This window comes from Methanocella conradii HZ254, assembly GCF_000251105.1.
Lineage (GTDB): Archaea > Halobacteriota > Methanocellia > Methanocellales > Methanocellaceae > Methanocella > Methanocella conradii.
The window spans coordinates 1,017,401-1,030,969 of the sequence record NC_017034.1; the positions used below are offsets into that span (position 1 = coordinate 1,017,401).

Genomic DNA, 13,569 nt, shown 5'->3' on the forward strand with positions numbered 1-13,569 from the left:
GCAATGGTCGACGTGGTCATATCAGGGACCGTCGCCCTGGATAGCATAAGGACTCCATTTGGGGAGGTCAGGGAAGTGCTGGGAGGCTCTGCCGTCTATTCCTCGGTGGCCGCAAGCGGCTTCGCCAGGCCGGGCATCGTGAGCGTCATCGGCAAGGACTTCCCCAGGAAGTATCTAAGCTTTTTGAAAACGATGGGCATAGATACTGCGGGGATTGAAGTAAAGAAGGGCGACACGTTCAGGTGGGCGGGCTACTACGAGTACGACATGAACCAGGCGCACACGCTCGACACGAAGCTGAACGTGCTGGCAGAATTTGACCCGCTATTGCCCGAGGCGTACAGGGAGGCGGGATTTTTATTCCTGGCCAACACCGACCCGGAGGTCCAGATGAAAGTCCACGGGCAGATGAAGAAGCCACGCTTCGTCATGATGGATACCATGAATTTTTGGATAGAGAACAAGAAGGATGCCCTCACAAAAATGATTGAGAAGGTGGACGCCCTCGTCCTGAACGATGCAGAGGCAAGGCAATACTGGGATACCCCTAACCTTGTGCACGCCGGCCGCTCTTTTCTTAAGATGGGGCCTAGCGTGGTCATCATAAAGAAGGGCGAGCACGGAGCATTGATGTTCACAGACGGTGCGTGCTTTAGCGCCCCCGCATACCCGCTGGAAAGGCTGGTCGACCCTACGGGCGCGGGCGACTCATTCGCAGGGGGCTTCATCGGATGGCTCGCCCGAACGGGGGACCTTTCTCCCCGCAACATGAGGAAGGCAGTGATTTTCGGGAGCGCCATAGCGTCCTATAACGCGGAGGGCTTCAGCCTTGATAGGCTCAAAAAAATTACCAGAGACGACATCTTCAACAGGTATATGATGTTCCAGGATATAGTTTCATTTTGATGGCTGATCATGAAGAAGTGGAAAGCTACCTCTCGGAGGTGTTTGGAAAGCCCGTCCAGCTTGTCAGGATAATTCCCATGGGCGCCGAGCCCGGCGAGAAGGAGCTTAAGGGCTTTGGCTATGGCAAGCCATATCTAGTCGACTATATCCTAGAGGGCGAGATGAGGTCATCCGTCCTCTCCTCCATGAAGGTGCAGAAAGGCTTCGGGCACGATACTTTTGCCGACAGGGCCGCCGTCATACTATGGCAGAACGCGGCCTTCAACTCGCTTCCCAGGCACGTCCGGTCCATCGACGCAGGCTTTTTCACCAGGCATGGCAGCCTTAAGAGCGCGGGTGATGCGGACGAGTTTTTCATACTGATGGACAGGGTAAGCGGCATCGAGTACTACAGGGATTTGGACAGGATCCGAGACGCCAGTTTCTTCCACCAGCTAGACGTAGACAGGGCACTTGCCCTCTCCGATTATCTCGTATACATCCACTCCCAGAAGCATGGCGACCCCGTACTGTACCATCGCCGCATAAGGGACCTTGTGGGCTCTGGCGAGTGCATCATGGGAATCATCGATAGCTATCCAAAAGATTATGAGTTTTATCGTGAAGAGGACTTCGAGCGCCTCGAAAAGAAGTGCGTTGAATGGCGCTGGAAGCTGCACGGCATGACGCACAGGCTCTGCGTGGTACACGGGGACTTCCATCCATGGAACATAATGTTCAGGAACGGGGTGGACTTCACGGTGCTCGACAGGAGCCGGGGAGAGTATGGCGAGCCTGCCGACGACGTCTCGTGCATGAGCATGAACTACCTCTTCTACTCGCTTCAAAAATATGGAGAGCTGAAGGGCGAGTTTAAGGAATTGTTCGACAGGTTTTTAGAGAACTACCTGACTAAGAGCGGCGACTTTGACGTTTTAAGATGCGTTCAGCCCTTCTATGTTTTCAGGGCTCTTGTTATGGCCAGCCCGCTATGGTACCCTGGCCTGGCGCCCGACGTAAGGAGGAAGCTCTTCAAGTTTATAGATAACGTCGTCGAGGTAGAAGAATTCGATTATAGGGATGTTAATGGATACTTGAAGGGCTAGAGGCATGGCGTGGGCAGTTTGGGTGACCGGCCTCCCTGGCAGTGGCAAGACCACTATTACCGGGGCCATCGTGGACGTGCTGAAGGCTAAAGGCGTGCACGTCAGGGTGCTAAATGTAGATGAGGTGAGGAAGGTATTGACGCCCAGGCCTACCTATAGCGAGGAGGAGCGGGCTTTTGTATACAAGGCGATGGCTTACATGGCGAAGCTGCTCGTCGAGGAGGGCGTGAACGTCATAATCGATGCCACGGGTAATCTGAGAGAGTACAGGGATGTTGCCAGGGGCTTGATATCCAATTTTGATGAGATTTACGTGAGCTGCCCTCTTGATGTAGCCATGAGCCGGGAGGCGGCCCGGAAGGGTGGAGGGGCGCCGAAGGGCATCTATAGAAAGGGCATGACCGGGCAAAGCGTGACTGTGCCCGGCTTGAACGTCCCTTATGAGCCTCCGATTCATCCTTTGGCCACGCTTGAGTCGGATAAGTTATCCCCGGAAGAAGCAGGGGCTATAGCGGCGAACAGGATACTTGAGAAATATGGTGAGGCCGATGGATGAGCTTGCGCTGGTAAGGCGGATGGCCGAGGGCGTGCTGGAGCGCTCGAAAGAGTACCTATTATCGCATGAGGACTATGGAGAGGTGCTGAAGCGTCGCAAGACCGACGTCACCAGGAAAATAGACATGGTCGCGGAAGAGGCGCTCGACGCCATCATAATGGAGGAGGGGATAAGGGCGCGCGTCATCTCCGAGGAGGTGGGGGAAAGAGTGGTGCCACATGGGAAAGAGCCGGAGTATACGCTGGTCATGGACCCCATCGATGGCTCGGCTAACCTGGTACTCGGCATCCCTTATTATTGCACGTCACTCGCCCTGTCGAAGAAAACTAGTGGAGCTACCTTTGCAGACGTAGATGCAGGCGCGGTCGCCGCCACATGGGGCGGGACTTTTTATGCATCTAAAAATGGGGGCGCATATTATGAAGGCGAACGGATATCTACAATGGAGCACCCGGAAAAGCCAAAATACGCCATCTATTCATATGGTGCAGGCCCGCTCCCGAAGGGCGTCATAGTCCTTCAGGAGGAGAACTGCGTGGTCCGAACGATGGGCAGCATCGCCCTGGACATGTGCATGGTGGCAAAGGGGGCCTTCGACGCCATCATAGACTCTAGAAACCGCATCAGCGGATATGACATAATGGCAGCGTCGCTCATCCTCCGCGAGGCGGGAGGCTTCCTGACTGATTATCACGGCAGAGGCCTTTCAGACAAGCCAGTCAGCATAAGGGGAATATCGATACTCGGCGCGGCAAATGAGAGCCTACACGATAAGCTTCTCAAGGCATTTAGCCAGGCTTAAGCGGAAACCCCCACTTTGCCTGGACGCGGGCCTTTTCTTTTTTATACTCTTCGGGATGCTCAGATATGTACCTTATCCGCTCATATGCCGCCCTAACCGCTTCCTGCGCCGTCGGCGACGTGAGACTCCAAAACCTGTCATCGTCCACCTTCACGAACTCTTCCCGGAATATCTCGCACACGACGTCGTACATCCCATATACACAGCTTCCGTGAGAATAGTGGTTGCCGACGGCCTGGCCGAACGCCAGCGCGAACAGCTTATCCCTGAACCCCAGGCGAAGCGCTGCAAGCTCGCAGAGCTTCGTCATCGTGTCATGGATGCCCTTCCTTATATCCTCCTTATCAATGTAGTACTCTTCTTTTTCAAATGAAGCGACCAGGTGCCTGTGCTTGACGACTTCGCTAGCAGCTATAGGCACCTTATCCTCGTATGCGTGCGGCGACTCCCATACGATCTCTATCTCCCCCCATGGCGCTTTCTCGCCTATATCTGCCACCTTTGAGAATAGCACGCGCAGGTCTCGCCATATGGCATCCACCGCCTCCCTGGCCGCAGGCTCGACCCTCGGCTTTATCATAAAAATAAGCTCATCGCCTTCCACCGCGGCCGAGAATTCCGCATCGAACCCAGCCAGCATCTCATACTCTACAGGGAAAAGCACTCCGACTCCCTCGCCCATCCTTTCTATCCTGGATTCCACGGTGTCAAAAACTCTCATACGATAATAAAATAAATATATTCATATATAATGATTCGTGCCTTCGTATGCCATAACAAGATTTATAAAGGCCCTATACTATTTTGTGGCTAAGTATGAATAAGAATGAAGGGCGCAAACTCCGCATTGCGTGGGGCATAACGGGGGCAGGACACTTCATCAAGGACTCTTATAGCGTGATGAGACAGCTCAAGGAGGAGGGCCACTCGATCACAACCTTCATGTCCAGGGCTGGCGAGGAGGTCGCAAGGATGTACGGGCTTTTCGACAAGACGCCCGGCATATCGGATGGGTCCTATCTGAATGAAATATACCTGGACTCGAGCCAGGGCTTTAGCTTTCCGAAGATCGGCCGGTTCAACGTGGGCAGGTATGACTTGCTCGTCGTGTCTCCGGCGACCTCAAACACGGTTGCGAAGATAGTCCATGGAATAGCTGATACGCTCGTGACCAATTGCGCCGCCCAGGCGATGAAGAGCGGAACGCCCGTGCTCATCGTCCCGGTGGATTGTGAAAACAGCGTGATATCCGAGATGCCTTATACGATCGACCGCTCGAAGTGCAGGTCGTGCGAGACATGCGAGCCCCGGGAAAACTGCCCGAATGAGGCCATCACTGACCAGATTGACCTTTTGAAGTGCCAGGGGTGTGGCGCGTGCGTTAGCCTGTGCGAGTTTGGCGCGATATCCGGTGGCAGCCCCGTATCCTTGAAGATACGCAAGGTGGACTCTCGTAATACAAAGCTGCTGGCTGAGATGGAGGGCGTATCGGTTCTCAGGGAGCCGAAAGAGATATTAGATAAGATACACAACTGGTATCATCAATAGACACTCCCGCATAAAATAGATGTAGTCTGGTGAAACTATCATCGAGCGATTTTTAATGCGGGAGTGCCATTTTTGGGTCGCTAAGGTTGTGGTAGCATATGTTTAAATGCTATCGGAAGTAGGATACTACTTTCCGACTAATAAGGTTTTCGTAGGTAGCCATTGTATTATGGCATAATTTTATGTAAATTAAAAATAGGGTTTACATGCAGCGGCGGCAAATATAAACGATGTCGTAATCCGCATCGTCTTCCTTTATCCAGCCCTTCAATATTTTTTTACCAACCATCAGATGATAGCGGTTACACTTCGCGCACTTCTTGATCTTAAACTCGTCATACCACTCGGGCTTGACCTCAAACTCGAACTCCGCCTGCTCCTGATCTACGACATCCCTCGCCACCTTTCGGGCCTGCTTCAGCTCCAGGCCAGTGTTCTGAGAGATATCGTAGGCGATACAACTGATGAGGAGCATACGTTCAACGTCGCTAAAGATATCGCCAAAAAAGTCGTACATGCGGTCTATTATGGACTGATCCATGTCAAAAGGCATATCATCGTAATCCGGGACGCACGTGATGAACGAATCGGCGTCCGGGCTGCCCCCGGAGGCCACTTCCCTGGGCTCCTTGATCTTGGTGCCACACAGCGGACACTTGCCCATTATCAATTCGTCATCAAAAACCTCTTCACCACATCCGGGGCAGCGCATTTGTCGCATCACCATCTATAATATGAACACTGCAGCAGATAAAACTGTTGTCCAGTTCCCCTCATCATCGACTTCAGCGGTCTTAGCTATATTCATGGTCCTCGCCGGCCTCTCGTTCTTCCATGTAAAATACATGTTCTCTGCGAGCTTTTCCGCATACAGGCCAGCGCACTTTTCGGTCTCGCCATATGAGTGGTGTTCGGACAGGTAGCCGAAGTCGGAGTCAAGGTCCTCGGGTATGGCACACCCTATTGCAGCCGCTATCCTCCTGCTCGGCTCGTTAGATGAGTTACGTGACATGACCGTGAAGACTATTTCGCCGGGGAAAAGCTGTTTGAGCCCTTCAGCCCTATCAATAATCTCGCACTTCGGCGGCAATATGGAACTCACGTTCACCAGGTTATACTTCTCTATACCCGCGTCCCTCAATGCCATCTCGAACGATTCGAGCATCTCCTTATGCGTTCCTGCGCCACTGGTAAAGAACACCTTTTTCGGTATAAGCCCTTGTCTCATTTAGCATCTCCTATAGCAATCGTAAAGCATATGTCCAATAAAGCACGAGTATGTTTGGTGTTTTGATTGGACATACGTGACATCAGATTTATCGAGATTGGAGGATCAATCCTGATTCTCCTGGTTTTTATCGGATTGTTTGCGCTGGTAGGGTTCATGCCCCAGCTTAAGCCCTGGTCGAACATCCTGTACGTCGTATTGTTTTTAGCCTACACGGCAGCCATGTGCCTTTTCGGCCTGAAGCTTGCGCCCTACCTTAGCGAGTAGGGCCACATATTTAGTGCTTATTATGTGCCTGCACGTTTAAATCTTTCGAGTATAGCGGGTAACTTAATGGTGCTTATTTAGGGGATATATTTTTTGGTTTCTCGATGAGGCGGCTATAGTAGCGTGCAACAACACAGCCTTCCGTACACCTGCCACAGTGGTTACATTTTTGACCATCCACATGGATATGGCCATCAAGCCTTATCGCCTTACCGGGGCAAGACTTAACGCATATCCCGCACTTCGTACAGAGCGAAGCACGCAACACCTGCCTAACTGCATCCTCGAACAGGCGGGCAGCCTGTTCTTTATTACTTGAAGATGCGTATATTTGCCCGCCGGCAAACAGCTTTACAGTGCCACGCGGCGACCTGACAAGTATGACGTCAAGGTCATCCGAATAAGCGGGCCTGCCAATCGTCTCGAGCATTTCAAGCAGGCCATCGATGGGCGCCCAGCGAGGCAGCCTCAACACGCCCTCAATGCTATAGCCACCTGCAGTACACGGGCTAACGCCCCTTATGATGTTAAGCGCCATGCCATCCTCTTTGTGAGGCTTAAGGGGTATACGCTTTTCACGGGCAATGTTGAGCATCTTATTGGGATGAGACTTCCATCGCCAGAGGCCATAGCGCACGTAATCAGGCGTCAATCCCGCCCCTTCCGCCCAGCGATAGAGCAGGCCCTCCCACTCCTCATAGAGATCAGGGTGTAGCTCTCTCATCCTGCGGTATTCAGCCTGAAGGGCGGCGGGGCAGAGCCAGCAGCCGATGCGCTCAAAACCCTTATCATAAAGCTCATTATATGGCAGGTTTTTCATGTGGATGTACAGCCATACCTCGATGGCCCGCCAATCCTTGATAGGGTATACGCTTATCTGGCCCGGCACGAACGGGTTTTTCTCGGAGGCGCTTATGCCGCCCCGCCGGAACGACTCATAGCGGCGCTTGCCATCAATCGTAATAACTCCTCTCTTATACCTCGATAATAGCCTTGTTATTGGGCCTAGCTTACAGACCTTGCAGCACCACCTGAAATCCTTTGCAGGGGGGCCAAATAAGGGAAAATTCTCGTCAAATGCATGGCCCGCCCTCTCCACAACTATTGGCACTTCCATGGTAGAGGCGGCATCTTCTACAAACCTCGCCGTCTCCGGGAATTCCATGCCCGTGTCAACATAGAATGCTTCGAGCTTTTTCACGGCCTTCTTAGCAATGTTAAGGACTGCCAGGCTGTCCTTGCCGCCGCTGAACGAGACGGTGACTGGCAACCCCTTATTTTTGCCCTGGCTCACTATGGCCTTTATAACGTTGATGGCGCCCTTCTCCATGGACTCAATCGTTTTCCGGTTTGCGGCGACGGCGTCTTCTATGGTGCCGCGCTTATCGTTCAGCCTCACAGATCCCCCGCCAATCTTCCGTATCTTAATCGTATACATGGCAGGGTCTTTTATGTCACAGGCATCTCTTTTAGCGATACCAAAGCCGCCAAAGGTCTCGTTTACCTTGACGAGGATGACATCTTCTTTTTTGATATCCGGAGAAGCCTCCAGGACCATGCAGCCCTTGATAGCCTTTCCGCTTAAGTGTATATCCCTTGGCACCCTCACTTTGACCATTTTTTTCGTGGCCATGGGTATGAGTAGCTTAGCCCCATGAAGCCTTAAATCAAGCTTGTATTCGGCATCCCTCAAGTCATAATAAGCGACGCCGAGGGTGTACCCATCTACGATGACCTCGTCGGCTTTATCGTCCCCCGGGACCTTATTTAGCAGGACTAAGCGTTCGCCTATTGGATCATAGCCATAGCTAGACTCAAACAAGCCTTTAATGATTGTACGCTCGTATGGCGAGCAAAACCTGGCGTCGCCCGGAGGTGATAGGATGACCTGCCTGCCGATAGAGCCGCAGGCATCGCATTTTTCCGATACCAGCGGCACGTTGCAAGAGTCGCACCAAAAGATATGGTCTAAAGCGTCCTCGAAGGGCTTCCTGCCGGCCATCTGGATATACAGTGTAGGCCACGATTAAATAGCTTATGCAATAAAGAAAACCTTTTACATTGAAACGACGTATCGTTTATTGTGATATAATGGCAGAGGCAACCGTCGAAGAGCTGGCCGGCTACGTCAGCGGCAGCGTCAAGCGAAAGCAGATAGTAGACGTGCTAAACAAGAACGGAAGCGAGACTTTTGAAGCGCTGGGAAAGCTCACCAGGACGCCCAGGAACATGCTAGAAAAAGTGCTCAAGGACATGCTGGAGAAGGGAGTGATTAAAAAGCAAAACGATGCATATGCCCTTACGGAAAACGGAGTCGCAGTGGTGAACGTATTACATTCAATGCGCTAACTTTGTTCTCAAAATACGCATTTCTTTAAAAATTTAAGCGAAACCTCAAGATGAAACCTCAAAATAATTCTATATTTTTAAATAAAGTTTATGATAAATGGTAAAATTTTGATTATGGTGCAAATTATGCTCAAAAACCTGTTTAAACGATTATTTAGCATATAATGGCGATAAACTTTACAATACAGGTTAATTTCACAAGCTATAAATACTTAGATTCCCATCTATCGAGTAGCAAGCCCTGTATGGCTTGAAAAGGTGATTCAATGGCAGCAAGAGAAAAGAAAAATTTTGGCTTACTAAATGAAAATGGGGAGGAGATAGGCAACTTCACGGGGGCACAGCCAAGGGACGCGGCGCTGAAGGCGGCCAGCAAGGGCATCACGAGCATCATCCTAAGGGAAAAGGGCACTAAAAGGCTGCACTTTTTCAGGGGAACGCGAAAGCAGGTTCCCAAGCCGGCAAATTCGCCCGCATGGCTTCCTGAAAAGATATGGAAGGCCAACGTAGAGAAGGTCGGTGTTAAGCACCTTCAGTACAACGAGCTTGCCAGAAATCCAAAGGAGATTTTCAAGTTCCCGGTAAAAAGCTGAATATGAGTGATGGGGTGATGTTTCACCCCTTATAATATTCTTTTTTGGTGGTTTAAAAAAGGTATATCCATAACCTGTTACATTGTTAGTCTAGATGAGCCGTGTAATCGTTATAGGTGCGGGCATCACGGGCGCGGGCATAGCGAGAGACCTCTCGTTAAGGGGAGTAGAGGTTACTTTGCTGGAGAGGAATGCTCCTGCGTCCGGGGCAACCGGCCGCTGTCATGGCCTATTGCATTCTGGCGCCAGGTATGCGGTAAGCGACCCGCGGGCGGCGATAGAGTGCGCAAAGGAGAACCTGATCCTTAAGAAGATCGCCCCTTATTATGTTGAGGATACAGGTGGGCTTTTCCTTGCCATAAATGAGGATGAGGCGGCTTATGGGGATAGGCTGCTAGACGCTTGCCGGCGAGCGTCCATTCCGATGGAGGAGCTATCGTGTGAGGAGTCCCCGAATAAGCACGCCGTGAGGTGCCTTTCTACCAATGACGCCGCCATAGACCCATTTTTATTGACCCTGGCCAACCTCTACGATGCAAGGAGAAATGGGGCCATAATTCGTACCGGAGCCGGGGTTGAGTTAATCGAGGATGGGCGCGTCAGGCTGGACGATGGTAATAAGGCGAGAGCTGATGTTATCATTAATGCGACAGGCCACGAGTGTAGCTCCTTAAAGAAAGATACACGCTTGCAGGTACGGCCAGATAAGGGCACGATACTTGTCACTGAGCGGAGGGTGTGTGACGTGGTGCTTAACCGCATGAGGCCTCCGTCGGATGGAGACATAATCGTCCCGAGCCACACGACTTCGCTGATTGGCACGACGTCAGCGCCATCATCGAGCACCGTTCCCGCGCGGGAGGAGTACCGCATGCTCATGCGTGAGGCAGTAGCCCTGTTGCCATCCCTTAAAGGCACGAGGATCATCCGCGCCTTCTCGGGCGTTCGGCCGCTCATCGGGAGCGGGGAAGGCAGGTCGCTATCAAGGGATTACCGGCTCGAGGCCGATAATGGCATAATAACCGTGGCTGGGGGCAAGCTCACGACCTACCGGCTCATTGCAGAAAAAGCGGCAGACATGGCAATGAGGCTGCTAGGCGAGAGGGGAGAGTGCAGGACCAGAGAGCCTTTGCCGAACATCCTGAGAGATGCCCCTGCCAGGGACATATTGTGTAATTGTGAGCAGGCTGCTGGCAGGCTTATTGAGATGGATTTCCTAAGGCCCGCCGACCTGTGGAAGTATAACCGCATAGGCTTCGGCGCATGCCAGGGCATGCGCTGCGCTAAAAATGCGGGTCGGGAGAGGGAATTGCTGGAAGAGCGATGGAAAGGCGTTAAGCCCGTGCTGGACGACGTACAATTGAGGCAATCATACCTTACGTGGGCGTCATACATGTCTCGCCTGGGGTCTTCCAAATGAAAGCAGGCTCAATAATCTTACTATTACTCATCATGCTTGCCCTCCCATTCCTATGCTATCTCAATCTACACACAAATGATGGTACAAGGGTAGAGTTCGTAAATGCCAGCGGCGTGGTGACAACCATCTCGGTAGAGGTTGCCGATACGCCCGAGGAGCAAGAGAAAGGGCTGATGTACAGGACACATATGGACGATGACGAAGGCATGCTATTCATCTTTAGCGAAGATGCGACCCGTCATTTCTGGATGAAAGACACGCCGATACCGCTGGACATGGTCTTCGTCAATAGCGACTACAGGATAGTGGATATAAACTATAATGCCACGCCAAAAAGCGAGGATGTCTACACGTCAAAGGCGATTTGCAGATATGTTATAGAGGTTAACGGCGGGTTCTGCAGGGAGCACTGCATAGGTGTGGGCGACCAGGCTAAAATATATAGGCCGTTTAGCTTTTAAGCTGTAGCGGCTTAGCCTCATCAACTCTTTCGCCACGCAGGTTCTTTTTAACGTTCTCGGGCTTAAACAGGCTAAGAATATCCCTTATATAGTCCAGGGTTTCCGGCAAAAAAGTGATGACTGCATACGATATTACCACGAGGGCAATGAGGGAGCCCGCCTCCGCTAACACGTTATGCGCCCAGAAAAAGCTCGCATAGCTGGCCTCCTCGCCCGTCCACTCCACGATAGCCTGGGGCGCTATCTGAAACCACTGGTTACCGTAGGCGGAAATTACAAACGTGTTCCTTATGACGTTTAATACGTATATCACGGGCACGGAGACTATGAACGCCTTAACCTTACGGTCAAGGGGTGCTTTGATGCAGCCAACCACGCCGACAAACAGCGCCATGCTCTGGATGGCCGTACACGCCAGGATGATCTGGACAGGCAGGCCGTTAAGCATGATTATGTCCCCATAGGCAGTGGCGTGCTGCCCCAGCGAGTTCACCGCTGCAAGCGTGATATCAGTAGTAACCCCTATGAGCCAGCCGCCAAGCCACGGGAAATATGAGAATGGGAAATAAAAGATGCCGCTGATAGCCGCGCTTTTCGTTAACACCATCAGCGACTCCCTCTCGTCTTTCACCATGACGTATGCGAGGTATAAGGTTACGGGAATTGCAAGCGCACAGGCCACCGTATACATGAGGTTATGCTCGGCCAGATAATACTCGGGCGTCGATAGCCCCCATCTCAGGCCGAAAACGACCCAGCCCGCTGCAGCAAGCCTATAGCCGTATTTTTTTGGCAATAAAACGCCTGCCACAAACATGGCCAATGAAGCCCAGAGCATGATGTCGAGGATTTCCATCGGATGACCACCGCTAGATAAGGCCTTTACCCTTGATAGCCTTTTCGATGCTTCGCCTCTACGATGATATACTTCAGCCGCCTCGCCGCCCCTGCTATATCTGCCTGGCCGACGACGGCCGAGATTACGGCGATGCCATCGGCGCCCGCCTCTATCGCCTTTCCCGCATTCTGGGGCCCCAGGCCGCCAATTGCCACGACGGGGATGGATACAGCCTTCTTAACGCTGGCTATAACGTCAAAGCCACAGGCTGGGCCTGCATCGCTTTTAGAGGCTGTATGGCATATAGGCCCCAGGCCCACGTAGTCGGCCCCATCCCTTTCAGCCTGGACGGCCTCTTCAACGTTGCCCACGGAAACTCCAATTATAAAGCCAGGCGGGCTTATCGCCCTTGCGCTGCTCGCCGGAATGTCATCCTGGCCCAGGTGCACCCCGTCCGCGCCGCTTGCCAGCGCCACGTCCAGCCTATCATTAACTATAAAAAGCGCTCCAGCCTTTCTCGTAACCTCCCTGATTTCTAAAGCACACTTAGTCAGGCCTTTACCACTCATGCCCTTATCCCTTAGCTGGATTACGTCTGCGCCGCCCTCTACTGCCCTGCGCGCTATCTCTACGTGAGAAAGGCCATGGGATAAGGCCTCATCAGTTATAACGTACAGGTCATACCTTAAGGTTCTACTCACCTTTTCATGCTTCCCTGACTCTCGCTTCTTTTATCAGGCTTTCAGGCGTTAAGCCATATATCTCGTCCATCAGCGCAGCCTTGAACGATGCTGGCCCGCGGCAATGGCTAGCGGCCTTTTCACCAGCCAGGCCAAAAGCCGCAAAACCTGCGGCGGATGCCGTCACATAGTCCCTTGATACGGCGCAGAATGACCCAATTATGGACGCTGCCATACAACCAGTGCCCGAAACCTTTCCCATGAGAGGGTGGCCATTATCTATGAGCAGGGCACGCCTTCCGTCTGTGACTATATCAGTGGCCCCGCTTATGGCGACGACCAGGCCCATTTTTTTGGCCAGCGCTTTAGCCACCTCGAGCGGGTCCCTCGATATCCCATAAGATTCAACGCCTTTTATGTTCCCTTCAGCGCCCGCTAGCACGGCTATCTCGGCAGCGTTGCCCTTGACCACCGCTATATCCAGGTCATTTATGAGGCGATATGCGGTCGCAGTCCTTAGCCTTGTGGCTCCTGCGCCGACGGGGTCAAGTATGATGGGCAAGCCTAGGCCGTTCGCCTTTGCGCCCGCTATGAGCATCGAGTCGACCTGTGCGTCATCCAGCGTACCTATGTTGAGCACGAGGGCGCCTGCCATGGAGACCATCTCGGCAACCTCATCCCTCGCATGAGCCATCACCGGCGATGCGCCTATACAGATGGTCGCGTTCGCGCAATCATTCACGGTTACATAGTTTGTAATATGGTGTATTAGCGGCCTTTTCGCCCTAACCTCTACTAATAGCTCGGCCAGCGTCTTATTATCCATAGGCTACCCC

17 protein-coding genes are annotated in these 13,569 nt (G+C 52.4%); 10 read left to right on the forward strand and 7 right to left on the reverse strand.

The genetic code is table 11. The annotated features are described in order from the left end of the window. The first annotated feature begins 3 nt into the window (after positions 1 to 3). From MTC_RS05205 to MTC_RS05220, 4 genes are read left to right on the forward strand one after another with little or no spacing between them, the layout of a single operon-like run. Positions 4 to 906, forward strand: coding sequence for a PfkB family carbohydrate kinase (locus MTC_RS05205; RefSeq protein ID WP_014405638.1), 903 nt, complete (start codon positions 4 to 6; stop codon positions 904 to 906). Beyond that, positions 906 to 1,991 carry a phosphotransferase family protein gene (locus tag MTC_RS05210; protein WP_014405639.1) on the forward strand — a complete coding sequence of 362 codons (1,086 nt, stop codon included), beginning with the start codon at positions 906 to 908 and terminating at the stop codon, positions 1,989 to 1,991. The genes MTC_RS05205 and MTC_RS05210 overlap by 1 nt, the downstream gene beginning before the upstream one ends. A 4-nt stretch (positions 1,992 to 1,995) precedes the next feature. After that, a complete protein-coding gene (locus MTC_RS05215; protein ID WP_014405640.1) occupies positions 1,996 to 2,547 on the forward strand; it encodes an adenylyl-sulfate kinase in 552 nt (183 codons plus the stop codon). Beyond that, the gene (locus MTC_RS05220; RefSeq protein ID WP_048189037.1) at positions 2,540 to 3,349 is read left to right on the forward strand and encodes an inositol monophosphatase family protein; all 810 of its coding nucleotides are present in this window, start codon (positions 2,540 to 2,542) and stop codon (positions 3,347 to 3,349) included. Before MTC_RS05215 ends, MTC_RS05220 begins: the two co-directional genes overlap by 8 nt. Here the strand turns inward: MTC_RS05220 and MTC_RS05225 are convergent. Continuing rightward, positions 3,336 to 4,070 carry a hypothetical protein gene (locus MTC_RS05225; protein WP_014405642.1) on the reverse strand — a complete coding sequence of 245 codons (735 nt, stop codon included), beginning with the start codon at positions 4,068 to 4,070 and terminating at the stop codon, positions 3,336 to 3,338. The two genes, MTC_RS05220 and MTC_RS05225, sit on opposite strands and share 14 nt — an antisense overlap. Positions 4,071 to 4,165: 95 nt before the next feature. On the opposite strand from MTC_RS05225, the gene MTC_RS05230 reads away from it, so the two are divergent. Next, positions 4,166 to 4,897: a dihydromethanopterin reductase (acceptor) gene (locus tag MTC_RS05230; protein WP_014405643.1), complete on the forward strand. Its 732-nt coding sequence runs from the start codon at positions 4,166 to 4,168 to the stop codon at positions 4,895 to 4,897. A gap of 202 nt (positions 4,898 to 5,099) precedes the next feature. On the opposite strand, the gene MTC_RS05235 is transcribed toward MTC_RS05230, so the two are convergent. Beyond that, positions 5,100 to 5,624, reverse strand: coding sequence for a hypothetical protein (locus MTC_RS05235; protein WP_048189041.1), 525 nt, complete (start codon positions 5,622 to 5,624; stop codon positions 5,100 to 5,102). Continuing rightward, positions 5,625 to 6,125 (reverse strand): pyruvoyl-dependent arginine decarboxylase, encoded by a 501-nt coding sequence (locus MTC_RS05240; RefSeq protein WP_014405645.1) that lies wholly within the window; start codon positions 6,123 to 6,125, stop codon positions 5,625 to 5,627. It lies immediately after the preceding gene. Positions 6,126 to 6,191: 66 nt separating this feature from the next. Between MTC_RS05240 and MTC_RS05245 the strand changes: the two genes are divergently transcribed. After that, complete coding sequence (locus tag MTC_RS05245) at positions 6,192 to 6,392, forward strand: hypothetical protein (protein WP_014405646.1); 201 nt, start codon at positions 6,192 to 6,194, stop codon at positions 6,390 to 6,392. Between the two features lie 73 nt (positions 6,393 to 6,465). On the opposite strand, the gene MTC_RS05250 is transcribed toward MTC_RS05245, so the two are convergent. After that, positions 6,466 to 8,394 carry a phosphoadenosine phosphosulfate reductase domain-containing protein gene (locus tag MTC_RS05250; RefSeq protein WP_014405647.1) on the reverse strand — a complete coding sequence of 643 codons (1,929 nt, stop codon included), beginning with the start codon at positions 8,392 to 8,394 and terminating at the stop codon, positions 6,466 to 6,468. Positions 8,395 to 8,483: 89 nt separating this feature from the next. Between MTC_RS05250 and MTC_RS05255 the strand changes: the two genes are divergently transcribed. The 4 genes from MTC_RS05255 to MTC_RS05270 all read left to right on the forward strand — a co-directional run bounded on the left by MTC_RS05255 (position 8,484) and on the right by MTC_RS05270 (position 11,215). After that, entirely contained in the window at positions 8,484 to 8,741 is a 258-nt protein-coding gene (locus tag MTC_RS05255; RefSeq protein ID WP_014405648.1) for a hypothetical protein, read from the forward strand. A 266-nt stretch (positions 8,742 to 9,007) separates the two neighbouring features. Beyond that, positions 9,008 to 9,334: a non-histone chromosomal MC1 family protein gene (locus MTC_RS05260; RefSeq protein WP_014405649.1), complete on the forward strand. Its 327-nt coding sequence runs from the start codon at positions 9,008 to 9,010 to the stop codon at positions 9,332 to 9,334. A 94-nt stretch (positions 9,335 to 9,428) separates the two neighbouring features. Next, positions 9,429 to 10,754, forward strand: coding sequence for an FAD-dependent oxidoreductase (locus MTC_RS05265; protein WP_014405650.1), 1,326 nt, complete (start codon positions 9,429 to 9,431; stop codon positions 10,752 to 10,754). Then, positions 10,751 to 11,215 (forward strand): DUF192 domain-containing protein, encoded by a 465-nt coding sequence (locus MTC_RS05270; RefSeq protein WP_014405651.1) that lies wholly within the window; start codon positions 10,751 to 10,753, stop codon positions 11,213 to 11,215. Before MTC_RS05265 ends, MTC_RS05270 begins: the two co-directional genes overlap by 4 nt. Here the strand turns inward: MTC_RS05270 and artA are convergent. The 3 genes from artA to thiM are packed head-to-tail and all read right to left on the reverse strand — an operon-like array spanning position 11,205 to position 13,559. Next, positions 11,205 to 12,071 carry an archaeosortase A gene (gene artA / locus MTC_RS05275; RefSeq protein ID WP_014405652.1) on the reverse strand — a complete coding sequence of 289 codons (867 nt, stop codon included), beginning with the start codon at positions 12,069 to 12,071 and terminating at the stop codon, positions 11,205 to 11,207. The two genes, MTC_RS05270 and artA, sit on opposite strands and share 11 nt — an antisense overlap. A 26-nt stretch (positions 12,072 to 12,097) precedes the next feature. Beyond that, positions 12,098 to 12,754, reverse strand: coding sequence for a thiamine phosphate synthase (gene thiE / locus MTC_RS05280; RefSeq protein WP_014405653.1), 657 nt, complete (start codon positions 12,752 to 12,754; stop codon positions 12,098 to 12,100). 4 nt (positions 12,755 to 12,758) lie between these two features. Then, complete coding sequence (gene thiM, locus MTC_RS05285; RefSeq protein WP_014405654.1) at positions 12,759 to 13,559, reverse strand: hydroxyethylthiazole kinase; 801 nt, start codon at positions 13,557 to 13,559, stop codon at positions 12,759 to 12,761. Positions 13,560 to 13,569: the final 10 nt, after the last annotated feature.

Excerpts from the sequence above, each read along its gene's own strand:
- MTC_RS05205 (WP_014405638.1), top strand. The coding sequence starts at position 4 with ATGGTCGACGTGGTCATATCAGGGACCGTCGCCCTGGATAGCATAAGG.
- MTC_RS05210 (WP_014405639.1), top strand. The coding sequence starts at position 906 with ATGGCTGATCATGAAGAAGTGGAAAGCTACCTCTCGGAGGTGTTTGGA.
- MTC_RS05215 (WP_014405640.1), top strand. The coding sequence starts at position 1,996 with ATGGCGTGGGCAGTTTGGGTGACCGGCCTCCCTGGCAGTGGCAAGACC.
- MTC_RS05220 (WP_048189037.1), top strand. The coding sequence starts at position 2,540 with ATGGATGAGCTTGCGCTGGTAAGGCGGATGGCCGAGGGCGTGCTGGAG.
- MTC_RS05225 (WP_014405642.1), bottom strand. The coding sequence starts at position 4,070 with ATGAGAGTTTTTGACACCGTGGAATCCAGGATAGAAAGGATGGGCGAG.
- MTC_RS05230 (WP_014405643.1), top strand. The coding sequence starts at position 4,166 with ATGAATAAGAATGAAGGGCGCAAACTCCGCATTGCGTGGGGCATAACG.
- MTC_RS05235 (WP_048189041.1), bottom strand. The coding sequence starts at position 5,624 with ATGGTGATGCGACAAATGCGCTGCCCCGGATGTGGTGAAGAGGTTTTT.
- MTC_RS05240 (WP_014405645.1), bottom strand. The coding sequence starts at position 6,125 with ATGAGACAAGGGCTTATACCGAAAAAGGTGTTCTTTACCAGTGGCGCA.
- MTC_RS05250 (WP_014405647.1), bottom strand. The coding sequence starts at position 8,394 with ATGGCCGGCAGGAAGCCCTTCGAGGACGCTTTAGACCATATCTTTTGG.
- MTC_RS05255 (WP_014405648.1), top strand. The coding sequence starts at position 8,484 with ATGGCAGAGGCAACCGTCGAAGAGCTGGCCGGCTACGTCAGCGGCAGC.
- MTC_RS05260 (WP_014405649.1), top strand. The coding sequence starts at position 9,008 with ATGGCAGCAAGAGAAAAGAAAAATTTTGGCTTACTAAATGAAAATGGG.
- MTC_RS05265 (WP_014405650.1), top strand. The coding sequence starts at position 9,429 with ATGAGCCGTGTAATCGTTATAGGTGCGGGCATCACGGGCGCGGGCATA.
- MTC_RS05270 (WP_014405651.1), top strand. The coding sequence starts at position 10,751 with ATGAAAGCAGGCTCAATAATCTTACTATTACTCATCATGCTTGCCCTC.
- artA (WP_014405652.1), bottom strand. The coding sequence starts at position 12,071 with ATGGAAATCCTCGACATCATGCTCTGGGCTTCATTGGCCATGTTTGTG.
- thiM (WP_014405654.1), bottom strand. The coding sequence starts at position 13,559 with ATGGATAATAAGACGCTGGCCGAGCTATTAGTAGAGGTTAGGGCGAAA.